This is a genomic window from Mesorhizobium sp. WSM1293, from assembly GCF_000513875.1.
Classification (GTDB): domain Bacteria; phylum Pseudomonadota; class Alphaproteobacteria; order Rhizobiales; family Rhizobiaceae; genus Mesorhizobium; species Mesorhizobium ciceri.
In genome coordinates, this window is sequence record NZ_AZUV01000001.1 from 328063 (window position 1) to 344446 (window position 16384).

Annotated in this window: 18 protein-coding genes and 1 pseudogene; 5 read left to right on the plus strand and 14 right to left on the minus strand. The window is 62.8% G+C overall.

Annotation, left to right across the window (positions count from 1 at the left end):
* Positions 1–48: 48 nt before the first annotated feature.
* Positions 49–291, plus strand: a complete 243-nt coding sequence (locus tag M729_RS0101680; RefSeq protein ID WP_027160567.1) for a hypothetical protein — start codon at positions 49–51, stop codon at positions 289–291.
* Here M729_RS0101680 and M729_RS0101685 read toward each other — a convergent pair.
* A complete protein-coding gene (locus M729_RS0101685) occupies positions 288–1004 on the minus strand; it encodes a hypothetical protein (protein WP_027160568.1) in 717 nt (238 codons plus the stop codon). The two genes, M729_RS0101680 and M729_RS0101685, sit on opposite strands and share 4 nt — an antisense overlap.
* Positions 1005–1007: 3 nt before the next feature.
* The gene (locus M729_RS0101690; RefSeq protein WP_013531067.1) at positions 1008–2120 is read right to left on the minus strand and encodes an endonuclease/exonuclease/phosphatase family protein; all 1113 of its coding nucleotides are present in this window, start codon (positions 2118–2120) and stop codon (positions 1008–1010) included.
* Between the two features lie 189 nt (positions 2121–2309).
* Between M729_RS0101690 and M729_RS0101695 the strand changes: the two genes are divergently transcribed.
* The gene (locus tag M729_RS0101695; RefSeq protein ID WP_027160569.1) at positions 2310–2876 is read left to right on the plus strand and encodes a BA14K family protein; all 567 of its coding nucleotides are present in this window, start codon (positions 2310–2312) and stop codon (positions 2874–2876) included.
* 107 nt (positions 2877–2983) lie between these two features.
* On the opposite strand, the gene ilvC is transcribed toward M729_RS0101695, so the two are convergent.
* The 3 genes from ilvC to M729_RS0101710 all read right to left on the minus strand — a co-directional run bounded on the left by ilvC (position 2984) and on the right by M729_RS0101710 (position 5393).
* Positions 2984–4003, minus strand: coding sequence for a ketol-acid reductoisomerase (gene ilvC, locus M729_RS0101700; protein WP_013531065.1), 1020 nt, complete (start codon positions 4001–4003; stop codon positions 2984–2986).
* A gap of 100 nt (positions 4004–4103) precedes the next feature.
* A complete protein-coding gene (locus M729_RS0101705; RefSeq protein WP_245267528.1) occupies positions 4104–4817 on the minus strand; it encodes a TetR/AcrR family transcriptional regulator in 714 nt (237 codons plus the stop codon).
* Positions 4818–4934: 117 nt separating this feature from the next.
* Positions 4935–5393, minus strand: coding sequence for a MarR family transcriptional regulator (locus tag M729_RS0101710; protein WP_027160571.1), 459 nt, complete (start codon positions 5391–5393; stop codon positions 4935–4937).
* A 99-nt stretch (positions 5394–5492) separates the two neighbouring features.
* Between M729_RS0101710 and M729_RS0101715 the strand changes: the two genes are divergently transcribed.
* Complete coding sequence (locus M729_RS0101715) at positions 5493–6239, plus strand: glutathione S-transferase family protein (protein ID WP_027160572.1); 747 nt, start codon at positions 5493–5495, stop codon at positions 6237–6239.
* Here M729_RS0101715 and M729_RS0101720 read toward each other — a convergent pair.
* Together M729_RS0101720 and M729_RS0101725 are read right to left on the minus strand one after the other, a co-directional pair.
* The gene (locus M729_RS0101720; protein ID WP_084652539.1) at positions 6187–7482 is read right to left on the minus strand and encodes an NAD(P)/FAD-dependent oxidoreductase; all 1296 of its coding nucleotides are present in this window, start codon (positions 7480–7482) and stop codon (positions 6187–6189) included. The genes M729_RS0101715 and M729_RS0101720 overlap by 53 nt on opposite strands.
* A 44-nt stretch (positions 7483–7526) precedes the next feature.
* On the minus strand, positions 7527–7937 hold the full coding sequence (locus M729_RS0101725) for a helix-turn-helix domain-containing protein (protein ID WP_013531060.1): 411 nt from the start codon (positions 7935–7937) through the stop codon (positions 7527–7529).
* Between the two features lie 135 nt (positions 7938–8072).
* On the opposite strand from M729_RS0101725, the gene M729_RS0101730 reads away from it, so the two are divergent.
* The gene (locus M729_RS0101730; RefSeq protein ID WP_027160574.1) at positions 8073–8966 is read left to right on the plus strand and encodes an SDR family oxidoreductase; all 894 of its coding nucleotides are present in this window, start codon (positions 8073–8075) and stop codon (positions 8964–8966) included.
* 186 nt (positions 8967–9152) lie between these two features.
* On the opposite strand, the gene M729_RS0101735 is transcribed toward M729_RS0101730, so the two are convergent.
* Positions 9153–11072: a potassium transporter Kup gene (locus M729_RS0101735; protein ID WP_013531058.1), complete on the minus strand. Its 1920-nt coding sequence runs from the start codon at positions 11070–11072 to the stop codon at positions 9153–9155.
* A 103-nt stretch (positions 11073–11175) separates the two neighbouring features.
* Positions 11176–11916, minus strand: a complete 741-nt coding sequence (locus tag M729_RS0101740; protein ID WP_027160575.1) for a pyridoxine 5'-phosphate synthase — start codon at positions 11914–11916, stop codon at positions 11176–11178.
* On the opposite strand from M729_RS0101740, the gene M729_RS0101745 reads away from it, so the two are divergent.
* Positions 11915–12472 carry an STAS/SEC14 domain-containing protein gene (locus M729_RS0101745; protein WP_338039674.1) on the plus strand — a complete coding sequence of 186 codons (558 nt, stop codon included), beginning with the start codon at positions 11915–11917 and terminating at the stop codon, positions 12470–12472. The two genes, M729_RS0101740 and M729_RS0101745, sit on opposite strands and share 2 nt — an antisense overlap.
* On the opposite strand, the gene M729_RS0101750 is transcribed toward M729_RS0101745, so the two are convergent.
* The 5 genes and pseudogenes from M729_RS0101750 to nthA all read right to left on the minus strand — a co-directional run bounded on the left by M729_RS0101750 (position 12465) and on the right by nthA (position 16373).
* Positions 12465–13592, minus strand: coding sequence for an ATP-dependent RecD-like DNA helicase (locus tag M729_RS0101750; RefSeq protein WP_024501392.1), 1128 nt, complete (start codon positions 13590–13592; stop codon positions 12465–12467). The genes M729_RS0101745 and M729_RS0101750 overlap by 8 nt on opposite strands.
* Positions 13593–13744: 152 nt before the next feature.
* Positions 13745–14641: pseudogene (fusA, locus tag M729_RS01000000134575) on the minus strand (elongation factor G); the annotation flags it as partial.
* A gap of 115 nt (positions 14642–14756) precedes the next feature.
* Positions 14757–15107: a nitrile hydratase accessory protein gene (locus M729_RS0101760; protein ID WP_027160577.1), complete on the minus strand. Its 351-nt coding sequence runs from the start codon at positions 15105–15107 to the stop codon at positions 14757–14759.
* Positions 15094–15753: a nitrile hydratase subunit beta gene (gene nthB / locus M729_RS0101765; RefSeq protein ID WP_027160578.1), complete on the minus strand. Its 660-nt coding sequence runs from the start codon at positions 15751–15753 to the stop codon at positions 15094–15096. Before nthB ends, M729_RS0101760 begins: the two co-directional genes overlap by 14 nt.
* Positions 15750–16373, minus strand: coding sequence for a nitrile hydratase subunit alpha (nthA, locus tag M729_RS0101770; RefSeq protein WP_027160579.1), 624 nt, complete (start codon positions 16371–16373; stop codon positions 15750–15752). Before nthA ends, nthB begins: the two co-directional genes overlap by 4 nt.
* Positions 16374–16384: the final 11 nt, after the last annotated feature.

Here is a 16384-nt window from a genome sequence, read left to right on the forward strand (position 1 = left end):
GCCGTTCATGATGCTAAGGCAATTCACCCTTGGGTGGAGGAATAGCCAATGAGCAAGAAGGCGCGACTGATCCTGGCGATGGTCGTCATCGAGGCCTTCCTTGCAGGCATCTGGTGGTATCTCGCCCGCTTCGGCATGGCCAATCCCGATCGCGTCACAGCCGATTTTCAGGCAGTCGTCGGCCAGACCATGGGAATGGCGATGGGCGGTTTGCTGGGCATCGGCTTCATCCTGTTCCTCGTCGCCGCCCGCAACGATCGCAACGCGGCACAGAACAAGACGCGCCCTTAACTCCCGTTTGCGAAATGCCACTCGATCAGCGGCTTCATGTGCGGTGACAGGCCGACCGGCAGGTCGGCGGCATGGCGGATGATCACTGGCCCGTCGATCTCCGGCTCGGTTTCGGTGGCGACGAAGGCTGAGATGCGCTGGGCGATCTCGTCGGCGGGCGCCGCCGCGTGGTAGCGGCGGAAGATCACCGTGCCACTGTTGGTCGACATGGCATGGTAGCGCTTGCCGCGTTCAGCACCTGACAGGTCGAGCCCTGTTTCCTCGCGCACCTCACGCATCATGTTGAAATCGACATCGACCAGGCCATCGCGAAAATCGACCGGCTCGAATGAGCCGGCGGCAAAATAGACGCGGCCGGCGTTGACCGTGTGCGGACCCATGCGGATCGCGACCAGCGCATTGTCGGCAGCCACCAGCATGGCATGGGCGTAGGCATGCTCGGCGCCCGAATTCTCGCGCCGCTTCCGCCACAGCATGAAAGTCGAATAGTTGACCGCATGGCAGCGGCCGGCGAGACGGTTGTCGCGGTAGGCAAGCTGCGACAGCAGCACCACCATGCCGTCGAACAGCGCCGGATTGGCAGCGATTTCGTGCTGCCAGTTCTCGGCGATCGCCTCTGCATTGTCCCTTGCGAACGGGTGCGGACCGGGATCGAGCCGGACGTCGATGGCGTCGACCGGCAGGATGACGTTGCGTGGCAGGTCGAAACTCATGCGTCAGGTCATGTCCAGCGTGATCGCCACCGGGCAATGGTCCGACGCCTTCGGCCGGTCCCAGCCGGCACGCGGAAAGCGGTCGACCTCCTGCCCCGGCGGAAAAATGGTGCGCCAGGGCTGGCCGTTGCGGATGATGTCAGGAACAGCCGTCGCGTTGCTGGCGGCGAGCCCCTTCGACAGCAGGATGTAGTCGAGCTGGCACAGATGCCGCTCTTCCGGTCCCCGCGTGTGGTAAAAACTCCAGCGGTTCATCTCCGGCCGCCGCTCGACGACGTTTTCGCAGAAGCCGCCGGCCGTCAGCACGTTGATGCAGGACAGGGCTTCGTCGACGACTTCGAAGCGATAGCCGTCGATCGCATCGCCGGCCACCTTCACACGCTGGCGGTAATCGTTCATGTCGCCGCAGATTGCCCAGCGTTTGTCGGCGGCATAGTCCTTGCCGAAGCGCTCCTCGATGATGCGCCGCACGGCCTGCGCCTCCGCGATGCGCACCGGCATCGTCGCCTCGCGCCCGTCGAGCCCGTTGCGCGGCGAACCCATCGACTTGAAATGCACGAGATAGAGCGTCAGCGGCACGCCGCCCACGGTGACGTCGATCTCCAGGCAGTCGCGCCGGAAAATGCGCTCATTGGCCTGATTGCCCAGTGCCTCGAGTTCCGGCGTGTGCAGCCCGAACTGCTCGTAGGTGACATAGGCGTGGCTGGTCATGCGCACGAATTCGATCGGCTGGCCCTGGGCGGTCTCATTGCGCATCATCACGGCAACGTCGATGCCCCGTGAATCATTGCCCGATGTGGTGTATTTCTGCCGGTAGCCCTGCCCCACCATCTTGAACAGGTAGCCATATTCGAAGGCCTTCAGCGCCTCGATGTTGTCGACCTCCTGCATGCAGATGATGTCGGCCCGGGTGGCAGCGATTGCCAGCGCCGTCAGCTGGCGCGTGTCGTCGGATTGGGCGATGGCGCGGGCCTGCTCCAGCATCCTGTATTCCGCCTCGCTCTGGATATCGAACAGCGCCAGCGTTCGATCCTCGTTGAGCTGGTTGCGATAGCCGGAATAATCGAACCTGTTCATCAGGTTCTCGACATTGAAGGTGGCAAGGCGCAGCGACATGCCATGACCTTTGCCCGCAAGTGCTTCGGAAAACAAGCGCGCAGGATCACCATCTGAGATCGATTGGTCCTGGGTGCGTTCGCGTCATGGTTGACGGAACCTTTCCGTTCATCCGCCGTTCAGATGCAAACATCCATTGTTGCCCCATTCCTCGGGTGGGCGTGGGGCCTGTAACTCTTGGAGAGTGCAATGAATTCGCTCTTTTCTTCCACGGTCAAATCGGGGCTGCTAGCCCTGGGTATCCTCTCCGGCGTCACGGCACCGTCCGCCGCCGGCCCGATCATGCAACCGGACCTGTCGATTCCCACCAGCACCGCGGCGCCGAATGTCACGCCGGTCCGCGACAGCTGGGCGGGCGGCAACAACAACCGTCAGTTCAACAACAACAATTGGAGATGGCGCCGGTCGGGCAATTGGGACGGCGGCCGTCGGCACTGGCACGGCGGCGGCGGTCACTGGAATGGTGGAGACAACTGGCGTTGGCGCCATGGTCGCCATCACTATCGCGGCGGCCGTTACTACGATGATGGCGCGAGTGCCGCGATCCTGGGCCTTGGCCTGGGGCTTGGCCTCGGCAGCATGTACAACAACTACGACTACTATGACCGGCCGGCGCCGCGCCGCTACTACCGCGCGGGACGGCTTTCGAGCGCCCATGTCCAATGGTGCTACAACCGCTACCGGTCGTACCGGGCCTACGACAACACGTTCCAGCCCTACAACGGCCCGCGCCAGCAGTGCTACTCACCCTATTGATGGGCTGGCCCTGTAGCTGAGCTGACCGACAGAATGAAAAAACGGCGCCACGTGGCGCCGTTTCTTGTTCATGGAAGCTGCTATTTTCGAGCGCTTGTGGATTTCGCTCAGTTCTTCGCCTTGTCGACCAGCTTGTTCTTGGAAATCCACGGCATCATCGCGCGCAGCTTGGCGCCGACTTCCTCGATCTGGTGGCTGTCATTGTTGCGGCGGATGCCCTTGAAGCGGGACATGCCGGCGCGGTATTCCTGCATCCATTCCGAGGTGAATTTTCCGGTCTGGATGTCCTTCAGCACGCGCTTCATCTCGGCCTTGGTCTCGGCGGTGATGATGCGCGGACCCGAGACATATTCGCCCCATTCGGCGGTGTTCGAGATCGAGTAGTTCATGTTGGCGATGCCGCCTTCATAGATCAGGTCGACGATCAGCTTGACCTCGTGCAGGCACTCGAAATAGGCCATCTCAGGCGCGTAGCCGGCTTCCACCAGCGTCTCGAAACCGGCCCGGATCAGCTCGACCAAGCCGCCGCACAGCACGACCTGCTCGCCGAACAGATCGGTCTCGCATTCCTCGCGGAAATTGGTCTCGATGATGCCCGAACGGCCGCCGCCGACGCCGCAGGCGTAGGACAGTGCCAGGTCGAGCGCATTGCCCGAGGCATCCTGGTTGACGGCGACCAGGCACGGCACGCCGCCGCCCTTCTGGTATTCGCCGCGCACCGTGTGGCCGGGACCCTTCGGCGCGATCATGACGACGTCGACCGTCGACTTCGGCTCGATCAGGCCGAAATGCACGTTGAGGCCGTGCGCGAAGGCGATCGCGGCACCATCGCGGATGTTCGGGGCGATCTCGTTCTTGTAGATGTCGGCCTGCAGTTCGTCCGGCGTTGCCATCATCATCAGGTCGGCCCATTTGGCCGCGTCCGCCACGCTCATCACCTTGAGACCGTCGGCCTCGACCTTCTTGGCGGTTGCCGAGCCGGCCTTGAGGCCGATGGCGATCTCCTTGGCGCCGGAATCCTTGAGGTTGAGCGCATGCGCCCTGCCCTGGCTGCCATAGCCGATGATGGCGACCTTCTTGCCCTTGATCAGATTGAGATCGGCATCACGATCGTAATAGACGCGCATTTTGTCTTCCTTCCCGTTTATAAATCAGAGCATGATGCCGAAAAGTGTGAAGCGGTTTTCGGACGACATCATGCTCTATCTTCTTGATTTAGAGACGGATTCAGATTTCAGGTCGACTTGACGTGAAATCATCCGGCTCTAGGGCCTTGCGGCCGGTTGTTGCTCCATGAAGAGCGAGAAACTGCTGCGTCGCCCGCGCGGCATCGCCGCCGATCGCCGCCTCAGTCAATTCCAGCCGGTCGCCGAGCAGCAGACGGATCTGCACATCGCGGGCGACCAGCCCGAAAAAGGTGCGGAACGCCGTCTCGGCATCCGCGAAATCCAAAAGCCCGGTCCGTCGGCCGGCCTCGAGCACCGGCTTCAGCCGCTTGGCCAATGCGAAGCGGCCGTTCTCCAGCACCACGGCGCCGAGATTGTCCTTGCCGGAGCCCGCATGGCTGACCGCCACCCGATTGAGCGCGATCGACGTGTCGCTGGAAATCACCTTGAGCCAATCCGAGGCGAAGCGCTCGAGGCTCGCGGTCAGCGAGGCAAGATCGAGCCCCTTGCGGTCGACCGGTGCCACCCGCACTTTAGAGGCCTGCCATTGCACCGTCGCCGTCAGCAGCCCGTCGCGGTCGCCGAACCATTTGTAGAGCGTTTCCTTGGAACAGCTGGCGCGGCGCGCCACGGCGGTCATGGTCAGCTGGTCGCCCTCTTCGACCAGCAGCCGCAACGCCGCGTCGAGCACGGCCTTCTGCCGCTCTGTCAGCGCTTCGCTGGTGTCGATGTCAGGCACGATGTGCAACACGCTCTTCTCTCGAAAGGTCGGCATTCCCGATAAGCCGTACCGTACGTTACGGTTCTGCATATTGCGCGATCCGAGGCCGTGCGCAAGAGGACGAGAGCAAAATATCTGCAAAATGGACAGGCGCTGGCGCGACAGGCTCGCTTAATCGCTGGCTGGCGGATGGCGCAACCGTCCAAGCAGTGCCGAGACCATGGTCAGCTCATCTGCCGACAGTTTGGCGCCAATCAGTTCGGCGATCGAGCGTCCGTACACAGCCCACATCTGGCGGCGTGTCTCTCGCCCCTTGGTCGCGATGCGGATGGTCTGGCCACGGCCGTCATCGGCCACCGGCAGTTTCTCGACGAGCCCATCGGCCTCGAGCCGGGCCAGCAGGCGCGAAATGTTGTATTGCGCGAACAGCGTGCGCTCGATGAGCTGGAACGGCCGCAACCCGCCCTCGCCCGCCTCGGCAAGCTCATGCAACACGTCGTACCAGGCAAGCGGCGGCAGACCGACGGCCTTCAATGCCTCTTCGGCGCTCTCCATCAACTGGCGCGATACGCGCATCAGGCGAGCCCAAGCCTTGATGGCTTCGGGCGAAGGCGTGGCTTTCTCGGTCATGGCGCACCTTAGACGATAGATGCAATTGCATCAAGCTTGACGATCAATGCATATGCATCTACATAGATGCAATTGCATTAATCAGGGAAAGCCAATCCGATGAAACACGAAATCTGCAAACGCGCCGACAAGCTCATTCTCGTCAGCCATCACCTCTGCCCCTATGTGCAACGCGCCGCGATTTCGCTCACCGAAAAGGGCGTGCCGTTCGAGCGCGTCGATATCGACCTCGCCAACAAGCCGGACTGGTTCAAGGCGATCTCGCCGCTCGGCAAGGTGCCGCTGCTGCGCGTGCAGCGAAATGGCGAGGAAACGGTGATCTTCGAATCGGCCGTCATCCTCGAATTCCTCGAAGAGACGCAAGCCAACCCCCTCCACCCTGCCGATCCCTATGCCCGCGCCCGGCATCGCGCCTGGATCGAGTTCGGTTCGGCAACCCTCAATGCCATCGGCCGGTTCTATTCAACATCGACCGAGGCCGGCTTCCTTGACGAATCCAGCGCGCTGTCCGCCATGTTCGACCGTCTCGAAGCCGAGCTGGCGGACGAGCCTGGCGGCCCCTGGTTCGCCAGCAAGCACTTCTCGCTGGTCGACGCCGTTTACGGTCCGGTCTTCCGCTATCTCGATGTCTTCGACCGGATCGGTGATTTCGGCATTCTTGACCGTAAGCCCCTCGTCCGCGCCTGGCGCCAGGCTTTGAGTGAACGCCCGTCGATCAGGCAAGCCGTGGCGCCGGATTACCCACAGCGCCTGCATACCTTCCTGCGGGCAAAGGGATCGTACCTTTCGAGCCTCATTGGCCAAAACGATCCGGCCACCGCGCTTCGACCAGTCCTATCCGCTTGAACGGATCGATTACGGTGCCGGCCACCATCGAGGCGAGAAACTGCGGCGCCGGCGGGATTTTTGCCACCGTCGCCACCAGCCTGTCGCGGATGAAGGGCAGCGCCACCGAATCCGACTGGTAGAACGGCGTGAACGCCAGCGACAGCGCCTGGAAGATGCGGACATGCCAGCGCCGCGCCCTCGCATAGGCTTCAAGTGCCGCTTCGACACTGTCCGTCCGCGCCAGCGCATGGCTGAGCGCCGCGGCGTCGAGCAGCGCCATATTGGCCCCTTGCCCGAGCTGCGGGCTGGTCGAGTGCGCCGCGTCGCCGATGATGGCCAGCCGCCGCCCAACCGGCCGCCTCATCGTGTGGTGGCCATAGCGCGCCAGCGAGAGCTGGTCGAAACTGTCGATCTGGCTGACATACGCCTCGCTCTGCGGCCACAGCCGGATCACCCTGTCCTTCCAGGCATCCAGGCCCCGGACGCGCACCTCATCGGCGTCCGACGGCTTCAGGCTCCAGAAGAAGGCCGCCATCTTTTCAGCGCCCGGCTGCGGCCGGCCGATCGGCAGCACGCCGATCATCACGCTCGCTCTGTCGTAGCGTTGCAGCAGCGCGCGCTCATCGAAACCGTCGCCGCGCCAGCCAAGCGAGGCCCAGAACGCGCCATAGGTGAGCGGTCGTGGCTCGCCTGCAGCGCTTGCGCCGCGCAGTTTCGAGCGCGAACCGCTGGCGTCGATGACGAGGTCGAACGGCCCCGTCCTTCGTCCGTTGCCGCAGATCAGCGTCGTCCGTTCGCCCGTCTCCAAGGCCTCGATCTCGACGCCGGTTTCGATGGCGATCGCTTTGCGTTGGGCGGCGCGGAAGAGCACGCCGAACAAGGCCGCCCGGTGCACCGCCAGCCCGAAGCGGCCACCGCGCTGCGCATCGTAGCGGACATCGAGCACGGTACGGCCTGTGGTGGCATCGGCGCCATGCAGGCGGTCGATGCGGCTGCCCAGCGCCAGCATGTCGTCGAGCAGGCCAAGATCGGCCAGCACCGTCAGCCCTGTCGGCTGCAGGATCAGCCCGGAGCCGACCGGCTTCGGCTCATCGAAGCGTTCAAAGACCGTGACCCGATGCCCGGCGCGCTTGAGATAGAGCGCCATGGCCAGTCCCGCCGGCCCGGCGCCTGCTATTGCGATGTCGTAGGAAATGCCAATGCCCCCAAAGCCGAACTGGCCGGGACAATCCTTCAGCAGCCCGGCGAAATCAAGCCGCACCCTGGGGCTTTAGCGGTCGTTCAAGCCAGGGCCTTGGCGGCCGTTCAAGCCTGGGACGCATCAAAATCGGCGCGCGCTGCGCGCACCGCATCATGGTTGAGTTCGGCCCACAGAATCAATTGATGAAAGGCGCCGAACATAGAGCGCCCGAGATCGGTCAGGCTGTATTCAACGCTTGGTGGTTTGGTCGGGAACACCTCACGATGCACATAGCCATCGCGCTGAAGATCGTACAGCGTCTGGGTCAGCATGCGCTGCGAAATGTCGGGCACAAGGCGCCGCAACTCGCCGAAGCGATAGGGTTTTTCAGCCAGCGCCATCATCAGCAGCGACCTCCATTTGCCGCTCACCCCCTGGATGACCTCGCGAACCGGACAATTGGCAATATTACCGCCGCCTGAGATGGCCTTGTAGACCTCCAACTTCGACTTCAGATTGATGACCTTGCCGTCCATGGCTGGTTCCCTGCGTGTGCCTACCTCCCGAAAAACTGCCTTCTTTACGGCACCAGGTCAATTCCTATTTTAGTGCTGGTCTCTTTTTGAGACTGCCACTCGAACCGCCTTAGCGGCGCAATGTCAGGACCTTCCATGAGCGAAACCCTTCTCGTCACCGGCGCTTCCGGCCAGCTCGGCCGCGGCGTCATCCAATATCTCCTGGACAAGCACAAAGTTCCACCGGCAAACATCATCGCCGCCACACGCAATCCGGAAAGCGTGGCCGATCTGGCGTTGCGCGGCGTCGTTGTCAGGGCCGCCGACTTCAACGACGCGGCGTCGCTGGAAACCGCATTCAAAGGCGCCGACAAGGTGCTGATCATTTCGACCGGCGATCTCGATCTCAAAAGCGGCAGGCGCCGGAAGCAGCACGAAAATGCCGTCGCCGCGGCCAAAAATGCCGGCATTTCGCATCTGCTCTACACCTCGATGCCCAATCCGGAGCCGGTATCGCCGGTCCTGTTTGCCGATGACCACTACAGCACCGAGCAGGCGATCAAGGCGAGCGGCATCCCCTACACGATCTTCCGCAACGGCTGGTACCAGGAGAACCTGTTCATGGCCCTGCCGCACGCGATCGCCTCGGGAAAATGGTACACGTCGGCCGGCGACGGGCGCATTGCCCACGGTGCGCGCGACGACATGGCAGCGGCGATCGCCGCCAGCCTCGCTGGCGCTTCAAACGAAAGCAAGACCTACACCTTGACCGGTCCGCACGCCTACACCACGGCAGAGATTGCCGCCCTGGTAAGCGAGGTCACCGGCAAGTCGCTCGATGTCGTGCAGGTTCCGGATGAAGCGCTCACCGAAGGGGTAAAGGCATCAGGCGTTCCCGAGGATTTTGCTGAAGTCATCGTGTCCTTCGACGTCAACACGCGCTCCGGCCGCATCGCCATGGTGACGGACTCGGTCGAGACGCTTTCCGGCCGCAAGCCAAAAACGCTGAAGCAGTTCCTCGAGGCGAACAAGGCCGCGCTGGCCGGTTGAAGCGGAGTGACATGGACTGTGCCGCAAGACACAGCTCATTCGCCAGGACATGTCGAGATTCAGGTCAGGCTGGACCGAGAATAGTGGGTTCCGAGAACCGGAACGGAGCGGACACCTAGTCCGTGAGTACCGGAAGCGCAGGAACCTGCCGTTCGCAGGCCGGCCTCACCTGAATATCGGCATGTCCTAGATGGCCACCTGAGTGCCGATCTCCACCACGCGCCCGGTCGGGATCTGGAAATACTCCGTCGCGTCGGCCGCAGTGCGCGCCAGGCCGATGAACAGCCGGTCCTGCCACACCGGCATGCCGGAATTGGGCGAGGCCTTGAGCGAACGCCGCGACAGGAAGAACGAAGTCGTCATGATGTCGAATTTCCAGCCCTGCTTGCGGCAGATCGCCAGCGCGCGCGGGATGTTGGGCTGCTCCATGTAGCCGAAGGTCAGCGTTACCCGCATGAACAGCTCGTTGACCGTCTCCATTTTGACCCGGTCGCTGTCGGGCACCACCGGCTGCGGCGCGGTCACCACTGAAAGGATGACGTTCTGCTCATGCAGCACCTTGTAGTGCTTCAGGCTGTGCATCAGTGCGGTTGGCGCGCTGAGCGGATCGCTGGTCAGGAACACGGCGGTGCCTGACACCAGCTGCGGCTTCTTCTTCAACAGATTGCCGGCCAGGAAATCGAGCGGGATCTCGTTGCGGCGGGTCTTGTCGAACAGATAGCGGCTGCCGCGCACCCAGGTCCACATGGCCAGCACGATGGTGAAGGCAACGGCCAGCGATGCCCAGCCGCCCTCAAACACCTTGACGATGTTGGAGGCAAAGAAACCGACGTCGATGAAGCCGAACAGCGCCGTCAGCGAGACCGCCAGCCACAGCTTCCATTTCCAGATCCGCGTCATGACCACAAACAACAGCACCGTGGTCACCAGCATGTTGCCGGTCACCGAGATGCCGTAGGCGGATGCCAGCCTGCTGGACTCGCCGAAGCCCACCACCAGCATCATCACCACCAGCGCCAGCAGCAGGTTGACGCGCGGCATGTAGATCTGGCCGGACTGTTTCTCCGACGTATGCAGAATTTCCAGGCGCGGCAGCATGTTGAGCTGCACCGCCTGCCTGGTCAACGAGAAGGCGCCCGAGATCACCGCCTGGCTGGCGATGACCGTGGCGGCGGTCGCCAGCACGACCATCGGGATCAGCGTCCAGCCTTCATTCATTTCGAAGAACGGATGGCCGACGACGCCGTTCTTGGCCAGCACGAAAGCGCCCTGCCCGGCATAATTGAGCAGCAGGCACGGAAACACGACCCACAGCCAGGCGAGCACGATCGGCTTGCGGCCGAAATGGCCGAGATCGGCATAGAGCGCTTCCGCGCCGGTCACGGCGAGGAAGATGGCGCCGATGGTGACGAAAGCGACATCGGGCGAATTGATCAGGAAGGCGACGATGTAGTGCGGGCTGATCGCCCACAGGATTTCCGGATCGGCGATGATGTGGTTGAGGCCGGAAAGGCCGATCGCCAGGAACCACACCGCCGTCACGGGACCGAAGACCAATCCCACGCCGCCCGTGCCGAAACGTTGCACCGCGAACACCATGGCGAGAATGACCAGTGTCAGCGGCACGACATAAGGCTGGAAGGTCGGCGTGACGACGTTCATGCCTTCGACCGCCGACAGCACCGAAATCGCCGGCGTGATGACGGCGTCGCCGAAGAAAAGCGACGCCCCGACGATGCCGATGCCGAGCATCAGCGCCGAGCGCTTGGGGAAACTGCCGCGCGCCAGCGCCATCAGCGACAGCACGCCGCCCTCGCCGCGGTTGTTCGCCCGCAGCACGAACATGATGTATTTGATGGTGACGATGATGGTCAGCGACCAGATGATCAGCGACAAAACGCCCAGGATGTCACCGCGGTCGGCCACTTCTCCGCCGGAAGATGCCACCAGCGCCTCGCGAAAGGCGTAGATCGGGCTGGTGCCGATATCCCCATAGACGACACCGAGCGCGCCCAGCATCAGAACCTTGGTGCTGTGCTGTTCGACTTCCGAATGGCTCGATTGTTCGACGGGTTCTGCCTCACTACCATTATTGGTAAGGGCCATGGACGACACTCCGATAAGCGCGCGGTGCTCTACGCTTGCTGCAATGCAATATCAAGTGCCGTCGCGTAATGGCAGCCATGCCTGCCATGCGAGGCTGCCATTGCTACCACCCGCAGGCCTTGAGGAACCGACCCACCGTGCCGGCCATGCCATACTCCAACGCGTCGGCTGTCAACCCATGTCCGATCGACACTTCGGCCAATGCCGGAATGCGCCTGGCAAGTGCCGGCAGATTGCTGACCACCAGATCGTGCCCGGCATTGACCTGAAGCCCGGCGGCAAGCGCGGCGTCGGCTGTTTTTCCCAGCCTTTCCAGCTCTTTGGCCGCTTTGGCGGAATCTGTGTGATAGCTGCCGTATGGACCCGTATAGAGCTCGATGCGGTCGGCGCCGGTGTCGCATGCGGCCGCCACCCAATCGGGATCCGGATCGGAAAACAGCGACACGCGAAAGCCCCCCTTTTTCAGACGCTTGACGATCGGTGTGAGGAACGCGGCCTGGGTAGCGAAGTTCCAGCCATGGTCCGATGTCGCCTGAGCCGGATCGTCCGGCACCAAAGTCACCTGTTCGGGCTGATGCTTTTCCACAAGCAACAGGAAATCCTCGGTCGGATAGCCTTCGATGTTGAATTCCGCGCGCGGAAACTCGTCGTCGATCAGCGAGCGAATCTCGGGCAGATCGGAGAGTCTTGTGTGCCGCTCGTCGGGGCGTGGATGCACTGTCAGCCCGTGCGCTCCGGCCGCCAGCGCAATGCGGCCGAGGCCGGTGACGCTTGGCCACGGCAGGTCGCGCCGGTTGCGCAGCATGGCGATGGCATTGAGATTGACGGAGAGCTTTGCAGGCATGCGGTTGGCCTCAAAAATCATTCGATGCGCCACCTATAATGGCTTTGGCGGGAACAGTAATGCCTTTGGTGGGAACAGACTGGGGGTTTCGGGTGTTCCAAGCCTGATGAACCAGCCGGGAAAGGTAGCGCCGATGAATTTTCTTGATGAGGTGCCGGCAATCCGCCGTATCGAGACCAGCCGTGACGACCTTTTCGCCATCGATGTCGTCGGGCACGTTTCCGCGGCCGACGGTGAAAATCTTTTCGGATTGCTGGAGGCAGCTTACGCCCTGCATCCGCGCGTCGATGTGCTGGTGCGCCTCGTCGACCACGACGGCGTCGACTGGGCCGACATCGCTGACGAGACCCTGAAGCAGGGCGCCATTCATGCATTGGAACATGTTGACCGTTGCGCGACGATCGGCGAACCGGACTGGAGAGCGGACGCACAACGCTTTCTGCCGTCCTCACCACCCATCGAAATCAGGCATTTCAGGGCGGAGGACGAGGCTGCCGCCTGGCAATGGCTTGCCGCACAGCCTATCGGGGCAACAGCATCCGGCGCCCCTACCTGACGATCGTCAGCCGCTCGGCCGCCCGCGTGATGGCGGTGTAGAGCCAGCGCTGGCGGGTTTCCTTGAAGGCCCAGCTTTCATCGAACAGCACGATCTCGTTCCACTGCGAGCCCTGCGCCTTGTGCACGGTCAGCGCGTAGCCATAGTCGAAATCGTCGAAGCGCTTCTTCTGCTGCCAGGGGATATCGGCATCGGGATCCTCGAACGCCGCCTTGAGCAGCTTGATCTTGGCGACGCCGCGATCCGGATCGTCCTCTTCCGGCGACACCAGAAGGTTGATGCCGGGCTTCACCGTCTCGCGCGACGATGTCATCACCTTCCACAGCGAGCCGTTGAGCAGGCCCTTTGCCGGATCGTTGCGCAGGCAGACCAGCTTGTCGCCGGCTTGCGGATAATCGGCATTGAAGCCCTTGAGCTCGCGCAGCCGCTGATTGTAGCGGCGCCGCGTGCGATTGGTGCCGACCAGCACCTGGTCCGCCCTGAGCACCAGCTCCTGGTTGACGTCTTCCTTGCCGATCACCTGCGCCGTGCCATAGTCGCCACGCATGAATTCCCGGCCCTCGCGCACATCGAGCGCCAGCCGCAGGATCGGGTTGTCGCGCGCCTGCCGGTGGATTTCGGTGAGCAGAAAATCCGGCTCGTGGTCGGTGAAGAAGCCGCCGCCCGAGATCGGCGGCAACTGGCCGGGGTCGCCAAGCACCAGGATCGGCGTGCCGAAACTCATCAGGTCGCGGCCGAGTTGCTCGTCGACCATCGAACATTCGTCGATGACGACCAGCTTGGCCCGCGAGATCGGGCTCTGCCGGTTGAGCGAAAAAGTCGGCGACATCGACGTCTTGCCGGTGATTTCGTCCGACACCGATTCCTCGCCTTTCGGCCGGTAGATCAGCGAATGGATGGTACGCGCATTGACCGCGCCCTTGGAGCGCAGCACCTGCGCCGCCTTGCCGGTGAAGGCGGCGAACTGCACCTGGCCGTCGACATGCTCGGCGAAATAGCGCGCCAGCGTCGTCTTGCCGGTGCCGGCATAGCCGAACAGCCGGAACAGCTGCGGCTGGCCGATTTTCAGCCAGCGGGCGACCGCTTGCAGCGCCTCGTCCTGTTGGGGAGAGAATTCCATCAGCGCGAGAGACCGGATTCGCAAGGGAAAGACAAGACAGCCGCCATCATCATCGATGCGCCGGGACGCTTCAGTGCCGCCGACGGGTCAGGCTATCAGGCACAGACAAGAACGTAAAGGGAACAACCGACCACGTCGGCTGGAAGCGAAATTCAGGCAATGGCCATGGCGGCCCGCGGGTCGCGGTCGTCGGGTGGTAGCGGAACGGGAGCGTATCCGGCATAGCTGACGCTCAACCGTGCCTGCCCGTTCGAACAGGACCGGAGTGCATCCTCCAGCTTGGACATATTTCTAAGCGGCACTGTCGCGTTGACGACGACGACCACGCCGCGGATTTCCCGACTCAGGATCTGGCCACGGCGGCTTTGCAGTTCGGCGATGACGTTGCCGACATGGGTTGCTGAAGTCATTACTTCGACCTTCATGATCGGCTCGAGCAACTGCACGCCGAGGCGTGGCGCGGCTTCGCGAAAGCAGGCGCGGCCGGCGATCTCGAAAGCCAGAGCCGAGGAATCGGTATCGTGAAAAGCGCCATCCATCAGCACCGCCTTGACGCCGATCATCGGGAAGCCCGCAAATGGACCTGAGGACAATATGCTGCGCAGCCCCTTTTCGACGCCCGCAATGTATTCGCCATGAAGCGCACCACCGACGATCCTGGACTCGAACACGGAGTCCGCGCTGTCCGCGTTCGGCTCGAACATGATCTTGACGCCGGCGAACTGACCGGTGCCGCCGGACTGCCTCTTGTGCGTGAAGTCCTGCTTGTGCGTACGGGTGATCGTCTCGCGATAGGCCACTTGTGGAGAACCAATATTCACATCGACCTGGGACTCGCGACGCAGGTGGTCAATGATGATGTCGAGGTGGAGTTCGTCCATGAAGGCGATAATGGTCTGGCCCGATTCCTCGTCTTGCATGACGCGGAAGAAAGCATCCTCGTCCGCCAGCTTCGCCAAGGCGGTACGCAGCCGCTCCTGATCGGCCTTCGATTTCGGCTCGATCGCGATTTGCAGCAAAGGCCAGGGCGCGGCAGGCTTTTCCATCATGGGGATATGGTCGCTGGTGGCCCCAATATTTGCAACTGAGTGCAGGAGCGAAATCCGGACTGAGATAACGGAAGACTAAACTGATCTTTTTGGCCTGGCTGCTCGCAGCCTGCTGTCAGGGTCCAGGATCGTTCTCCAGCAGGATCGGCTTGCCGTGCGGGGTGGCATGCGCGGCGCGTTCCCATGCCTCTGCCATCGCATCGACATCGGACTTGGCGGCCAGACCTTTTGAGGCAAGCAGCTTTTCCAACGCAGCCAGCCAATGTTCGTAATAATCATGGCCGTCCGCTGCGGCGCCCGGTCTCTTCACTTCTGCCGACAGTGCCTGCGCCCACTCGCTCCACGAAAACAGGCCCTTGTCGTGCAGCGCAACCGTCATGGCGAAGGCTTCGGCTTGCCATGGCTCGGCGAAAACAGGCGCATCGGCGCCCGGCGGCAAATCGGCGGGGCCATCACGCCGGCTCAAGATAGCTCTCCCAGGCGTCGATCGACACAACAAGCGTCGGGTCGGCCCCCTCGCCCCAGATCTCCGATCCTTCGAAAACCACGGTGTAGACCCATTGCGGATTTTCGCCGTGTCCATGCGCGTTGCTGTCGGGAAAAACAAAACCGTCGTGCACCGCCTCGATCACGCCGTGCTTGCCGCGTGCGTAGCGCGGCAGCCGCGTGTGGCCGGTCGGGTTGAAGTTCTTGGTCCGCACGGCGTCGCCCGCCTTGAACCGCGCCGCTTGCGCCACCGGCCGGTCGCAAGGGCTGCCCTTGGCCAACACCGCGGGCACGTTTTCCGCCTTCAGCACCCTCTTGGGAGTCGCTGCCGGATCGACTGCCTTGCCCGCTTCGAGATCGCGCTGGCTGACGAAGCCATGGCGCTTTAACAGCACCTCCAGCGCCTTGATCCATATCTCGTAGTAGCTCGATGAATAGTAGACAGCCGGATGCAGCGATTCCCGTGCATGCCGGCTCTCGTCGATGTTCCACGCGCCCATGGCGCCGGCAGTCAGCGTCACGCCGAGCGCCCGCCTTTCCCAGGCGGCATGGAAGTAAGGTTCGTCCTTTTCCGGCGCGACCGGGCCGAACCCCATCTGTCCGCCGAGATCTTGCGGCCCGTTCATGCCGGCTGCCCCTCTATTCCAGGTCTTTGGGTAAGGCCGGTGCCGATCATCGCATCGCGGCTCACCAGCTCCGCCAGCCGCTCCTCGCTCCAGCCCTCGGTACCCTCGGGCCGCATCGGCACGACGAGATAGCGCAGCTCGGCAGTGGAATCCCAGACGCGGATTTTCTTGTCCGCCGGCAGCGTCAGCCCGAACTCCTCCAGCACGCCGCGCGGATCGATCACCGCGCGCGAACGATAGGGCGGCGCCTTGTACCAGACCGGCGGCAGGCCAAGCACCGACCACGGATAGCAGGAGCACAGTGTGCAGACGACGAGATTATGGGTATCCTGCGTGTTGAACACCGCCTGCATGTGCTCGCCCTGGCGGCCGGTATAGCTCAGCGATGCGATCGCCGCCGTCGCGTCGCGTTTCAGCCAGTCGGCAAAGGCTGGATCGCTCCAGGCTTTCGCCACCACCCTGGCCCCGTTGCGCGGACCGATTTTCGTCTCGTAAGTATCGACGATGACGTCGATCGCCGCCGGATCGATCAGCCCCTTCTGGGTCAGGATGGTTTCCAGCGCGCGCACGCGGGCGGCAAACGGATCGAGTTCGTTGTCGTGGTCATGATCGTGTGACATGGCGGCAAATT

Bases quoted from the DNA above. Each gene is read 5' to 3' on its own strand.
- M729_RS0101680 (WP_027160567.1), top strand. From the start codon at position 49: ATGAGCAAGAAGGCGCGACTGATCCTGGCGATGGTCGTCATCGAGGCC.
- M729_RS0101685 (WP_027160568.1), bottom strand. From the start codon at position 1,004: ATGAGTTTCGACCTGCCACGCAACGTCATCCTGCCGGTCGACGCCATC.
- M729_RS0101690 (WP_013531067.1), bottom strand. From the start codon at position 2,120: ATGTCGCTGCGCCTTGCCACCTTCAATGTCGAGAACCTGATGAACAGG.
- M729_RS0101695 (WP_027160569.1), top strand. From the start codon at position 2,310: ATGAATTCGCTCTTTTCTTCCACGGTCAAATCGGGGCTGCTAGCCCTG.
- ilvC (WP_013531065.1), bottom strand. From the start codon at position 4,003: ATGCGCGTCTATTACGATCGTGATGCCGATCTCAATCTGATCAAGGGC.
- M729_RS0101705 (WP_245267528.1), bottom strand. From the start codon at position 4,817: ATGCCGACCTTTCGAGAGAAGAGCGTGTTGCACATCGTGCCTGACATC.
- M729_RS0101710 (WP_027160571.1), bottom strand. From the start codon at position 5,393: ATGACCGAGAAAGCCACGCCTTCGCCCGAAGCCATCAAGGCTTGGGCT.
- M729_RS0101715 (WP_027160572.1), top strand. From the start codon at position 5,493: ATGAAACACGAAATCTGCAAACGCGCCGACAAGCTCATTCTCGTCAGC.
- M729_RS0101725 (WP_013531060.1), bottom strand. From the start codon at position 7,937: ATGGACGGCAAGGTCATCAATCTGAAGTCGAAGTTGGAGGTCTACAAG.
- M729_RS0101730 (WP_027160574.1), top strand. From the start codon at position 8,073: ATGAGCGAAACCCTTCTCGTCACCGGCGCTTCCGGCCAGCTCGGCCGC.
- M729_RS0101735 (WP_013531058.1), bottom strand. From the start codon at position 11,072: ATGGCCCTTACCAATAATGGTAGTGAGGCAGAACCCGTCGAACAATCG.
- M729_RS0101745 (WP_338039674.1), top strand. From the start codon at position 11,915: ATGCGGTTGGCCTCAAAAATCATTCGATGCGCCACCTATAATGGCTTT.
- M729_RS0101740 (WP_027160575.1), bottom strand. From the start codon at position 11,916: ATGCCTGCAAAGCTCTCCGTCAATCTCAATGCCATCGCCATGCTGCGC.
- M729_RS0101750 (WP_024501392.1), bottom strand. From the start codon at position 13,592: ATGGAATTCTCTCCCCAACAGGACGAGGCGCTGCAAGCGGTCGCCCGC.
- nthB (WP_027160578.1), bottom strand. From the start codon at position 15,753: ATGAACGGGCCGCAAGATCTCGGCGGACAGATGGGGTTCGGCCCGGTC.
- nthA (WP_027160579.1), bottom strand. From the start codon at position 16,373: ATGTCACACGATCATGACCACGACAACGAACTCGATCCGTTTGCCGCC.